Raw genomic sequence first — 1,639 nt, forward strand, 5'->3', positions numbered from 1 at the left:
TTGTATTTTTATCTTTTACTTTTCCACATTGTGAACTGCTATCAGCTGCATCTCGAAAACACCCTTGGGCCCCATATCCATTTCCAACACATCCTTTGCCACCAGATCCTTTGCCACCAGAACCGTTGCCACCAGAGCCGCTGCCACCAGAGCCGCTGCCACCAGAACCTTTACCACCAGAACCTTTACCACCAGAACCACTGCCACCAGAACCACTGCCATCAGAGCCGCTGCCACCAGAACCGCTGTCATCAGAACCGCTGCCATCAGAACCGTTGCTTCCTGGAGGTTTATTATTATCTTTTGAGTTTCCTTCTGCTAAATGATCGCTGTTTTGTACAATAGCGTTTGTTGGAGAGAAGTTTTCCGTGGCTGCATTACCGATATTCAAGCCGCTAAAAAAAGATAAAGAAAGTGTTGATGCTAAAATGAAGATTTTTGTCATTGTTTTCCTCCTGAAAAATTAATATTCCATCTAAAATACATCCCTTTGTAATATTTCATAGGAGATATAGTTTTATGCAAAAAACTATATAGATAAGATGTTCACAAATTTTATGGCTATATTTAGATATTCAAAATAAATATTTCGGAATGATATGTTAAGATTAATAGTAAGAAGAATAAAAAAGGGAGGGCTGAAGAATATAGGATTTCTTATATTCTTATAAAAAATTATGAAACAAACAACAAAACAAATAATAACAGGTACATTTCTAGCGACAGCAACATCTTTTATTTCGACGCATGCCTTTGCAGAAAGTAATAATTTAGCGACAGTAAATGCAACAAATTTAAATATACGTGAACAACCTACAACTCAAGGGAAAGTTATAGGAACAGTAAAAAAGGGAACAAATGTACAAGTTTTAAGTAAGGAAAAAGAATGGGCTAAAATTTCTCATGATGGAAAAGAGGGGTATGTCACATTACAATTTTTAGGATTTTCGAATGGAAATCCAAACGTTGAACAAAAACAACAATTAACGATTAATAATGGACAAAAAGAAGAGGGAATTGTTACGGCAACTCGTTTGAATGTACGTAATAGTCCAACTCTAGGTAGTTCAATGATTGGCTATGTTCAAAAAAATGAAAAAGTAACGGTATTAGGAAAAGCGAACGGCTGGGCAAAGATTGAATATAAAGGAAAAGAGGGATATGTATCTTTAGAGTTTTTAAAATTTGGAGATGCAATTCAAACACCTGACACTTCTGGCCAAAAGCAACTGCAACCAACAATCAAAAATGGAGCACAAGAAGTAGGAACAATCAATGCAACAAGCTTACGAGTAAGAAGCGCAGCGAATACAAGTAGCTCGGTTTTAGGGAACCTAAAAAATGGTGAAAAAGTAACAGTACTAGGAAAAGCGAATGGTTGGGCAAAAATAAGCTATCAAGGAAAAGAAGGTTATGTATCGTTAGAGTTTGTGAAAATTGATGGCAACACAGAAGAGATAAAAAAGCCGGAACAACCGAAAACATCAGATGCAACGATTAAAAATGGAACGCAAGAAGTAGGAACAATTAACGCGACAAGCTTACGAGTAAGAAGTGCGGCAAATACAAGTAGCTCGGTTCTAGGAAACTTAAAAAATGGTGAAAAAGTAACAGTACTAGGAAAAGCAAACGGCTGGGC

At 36.9% G+C, this 1,639-nt stretch carries 1 protein-coding gene and 1 pseudogene; one reads left to right on the forward strand and one right to left on the reverse strand.

What is annotated here, in order from left to right; all coding sequences use genetic code 11:
* Positions 1-445, reverse strand: a pseudogene (locus JDS81_RS29720) (cell wall anchor protein); the annotation flags it as partial.
* Between the two features lie 232 nt (positions 446-677).
* Between JDS81_RS29720 and JDS81_RS29725 the strand changes: the two are divergent.
* On the forward strand, positions 678-1,639 hold a 962-nt coding region (locus JDS81_RS29725; protein ID WP_199688682.1), incomplete at its 3' end, for an SH3 domain-containing protein.

This window comes from Bacillus cereus group sp. N31 (assembly GCF_016483245.1).
GTDB classification, from domain to species: Bacteria; Bacillota; Bacilli; order Bacillales; family Bacillaceae_G; genus Bacillus_A; species Bacillus_A toyonensis.